The sequence below is a fragment of the Actinoplanes utahensis genome (assembly GCF_016862455.1).
Lineage (GTDB): Bacteria > Actinomycetota > Actinomycetes > Mycobacteriales > Micromonosporaceae > Actinoplanes > Actinoplanes utahensis.
Genome location: NZ_BOMZ01000096.1, coordinates 1 through 2,445 on the forward strand (window position 1 = coordinate 1; position 2,445 = coordinate 2,445).

The window sequence follows — 2,445 nt, forward strand, 5'->3', positions numbered from 1 at the left end:
GGGGCCTGCCGCAAACCCTTGGCTGGTTCTGACGGTTGTCTCGGGGTTGGTGAGACAGTGCTGGCGGCCTGCCGGAAACCCTTGGCTGGTTCTGACGGTTGTCTCGGGGTTGGTGAGACAGCGCTGGCGGCCTACCGGAAACCCGGCTGGCTCTCACTGCTGATTCGAAAGTCGGCCATCACCGCAGCTCAGGCCTTGATCGAAAGCGTTATGTCAACCGCGCCCAGTGGCCGACTTTCACGCACGGCATGGGCGTCGCAAGGACACGGATGGCTGTCTCGTCGGGCGGGAGGCAGCGGTGAGAGCCAGCCGGGCAAGATCCGGTGCTGCGGCAGGATCCGGTGCTGCGGCAAGGTCGGGTGCTGCGTGGACAGGTCCGTTCGGGCGGTCGCGGTGGGTCGCTGTGCGACGGGCGCCGGTGGTGGCCCGGCGGTGGCTGAGCCCGCTCAGGGGTGCTGGCCGGAGGTGAAGAAGTCCTGGTCGGGGTTGTGGCGGTGGCCGGTGGTGACGTCGGTGAAGTATTCGGCGAGCGGCGGTTGGGCGAGCGAACCGCCGATCAGGGCGCGCCACTGGGCGAAACGGTCGGTGCGGCGGAAGTTCTGCTCGTGGGCTTCGACACTGTCCCACTCGGTCAGCAGGACGAAGCGTGTCGGCGTCTCGAGGCCGCGCTGCAGGCGGAGCGAACGGCAGCCGGGAGTGCCCGCCACCACGGGACGGGCCAGTTCGTAGGCGTTGACGAAGTCGTTCTCCCGGCCCGGCAGAACGTCGATCAGTGTGACTTCGAGAACCATGCCCGCAAGCGTCCCATACGCACCGGAAGGTCAGCTTACTAGGATGCCGCAGGTGCGGTGCAGGCGCCGAACCCCGGGATTCGCGCTGGTCAAGGCGTAGGGTGAGGAAGACGGTGCTGGGGGAGTCGATGTTCCGGTCCGGCGGCGAGGGCTACTGTCCGAAAAAAGCGGTTCGACCGCGAGCCGCGCCACTGTCCGGCCTCCCGATGTGCCGTTCACGCCAAGGATGCGCAACAATGGCGGTGTGGGAGGGGAGTATTCCCTCGTGCCGGTCTCGTCAACACGGAACGCCTTAACCGGCGAACCCGGGGCCGGCGGTCGCGGAGAGATCCGCGGCGGAAGAGACCTCCGACAGCCGCACGTCGCTGCTCTCCACCGATCACGGGTGGGCGCAGCGACGACCCGTGTCTGCCGGAGGTTCTAGTTGAACGTTTCTGCCTGGGTGTGGGGCGCCACTCTGGTCGCCCTCATCGCCGTCCTGGCCGTTGATCTGCTCATCATCGGCCGCCGGCCACACGAGCCCAGCATGAAGGAAGCGGGTGGCTGGGTCGCGTTCTACGTGGGCCTCGCCATCATCTTCGGCATCGGGGTCTGGGTGACCGCCGGCGGTCAGGCCGCCGGCGAGTTCTACACCGGCTGGCTCACCGAGTATTCACTGAGCGTCGACAATCTCTTCGTCTTCGTGATCATCATGGCCCGGTTCGCGGTGCCACGGCATCTCCAACAGAAGGTGCTGCTGATCGGTATCGTGCTCGCGCTGGTGATGCGTGGCGCGTTCATCGCGGCCGGCGCCGCACTGATCTCCGAGTTCTCCTGGGTGTTCTACATCTTCGGCGCGTTCCTGGTCTACACGGCGATCACGCTGGTCAAGGGCGAGGACGACGGCGAGGATTTCAAGGAGAACATTCTGATCCGCTGGGCGAAGCGGGCGCTGCCGCTCTCCTCGTCCTTCGGTGACGGCCGGTTCAGTGTCGTCACCGAGACCGGCAAGCGGCTCTTCACCCCGATGCTCATCGTGATGATCGCGATCGGCACCACCGACCTGATCTTCGCGCTCGACTCGATCCCGGCGATCTTCGGTATCACCAAGGAGCCGTACCTGGTCTTCACCGCGAACGTCTTCGCGCTGATGGGTCTGCGGCAGCTCTTCTTCCTGCTCGGCGGTCTCCTGGAACGCCTGGTCTACCTGAACATCGGCCTTGCCGTGGTGCTCGCCTTCATCGGCGTGAAGCTGGTCCTCGAGGCCCTGCACACCAACAACCTGTCCTTCATCCACGGCGGTGAGCCCTTCCACTGGGCGCCCGAGATCCCGATCTGGCTCTCCCTGATGGTCATCCTCGGGACCTTGGCCATCGCCACCGTCGCCAGCCTCGTCAAGACTTCCCGCGACAAGAAGCGCGACCTGCAGAGCACCCCGCAGTAGCCCCGAACTCAGGAACGGGCGTAGACGGCATACCGTCTGCGCCCGTTTCGCGTTCCCGGTCCCCCGGCGGCGAGGCACCCAGAGGACTCGTCCCGAGTCGGCCCCGGGACGCGCGGCCAGGGCGGAACCGGTGCCTTCCCCGTACCAGCAAAGGCCCGAAAAGAAGCCGCAAGCAAAAGCCGACCGCAAGCGGAAGAGCAGACCTCAAGCAGAAAAGCAGACCGCAAGCGG

General features: G+C 66.1%; 2 protein-coding genes. One reads left to right on the forward strand and one right to left on the reverse strand.

Annotated features, from left to right (window positions below; all coding sequences use genetic code 11):
- Window positions 1-446: 446 nt before the first annotated feature.
- On the reverse strand, window positions 447-791 hold the full coding sequence (locus tag Aut01nite_RS35140; RefSeq protein WP_043521501.1) for an antibiotic biosynthesis monooxygenase family protein: 345 nt from the start codon (window positions 789-791) through the stop codon (window positions 447-449).
- A 424-nt stretch (window positions 792-1,215) separates the two neighbouring features.
- On the opposite strand from Aut01nite_RS35140, the gene Aut01nite_RS35145 reads away from it, so the two are divergent.
- Window positions 1,216-2,214, forward strand: coding sequence for a TerC family protein (locus Aut01nite_RS35145; protein WP_043521502.1), 999 nt, complete (start codon window positions 1,216-1,218; stop codon window positions 2,212-2,214).
- Window positions 2,215-2,445: the final 231 nt, after the last annotated feature.

What these genes read in the sequence shown, in the direction of transcription:
- Aut01nite_RS35140 (WP_043521501.1), bottom strand. Translation starts at nt 791, where the DNA reads ATGGTTCTCGAAGTCACACTGATCGACGTTCTGCCGGGCCGGGAGAAC.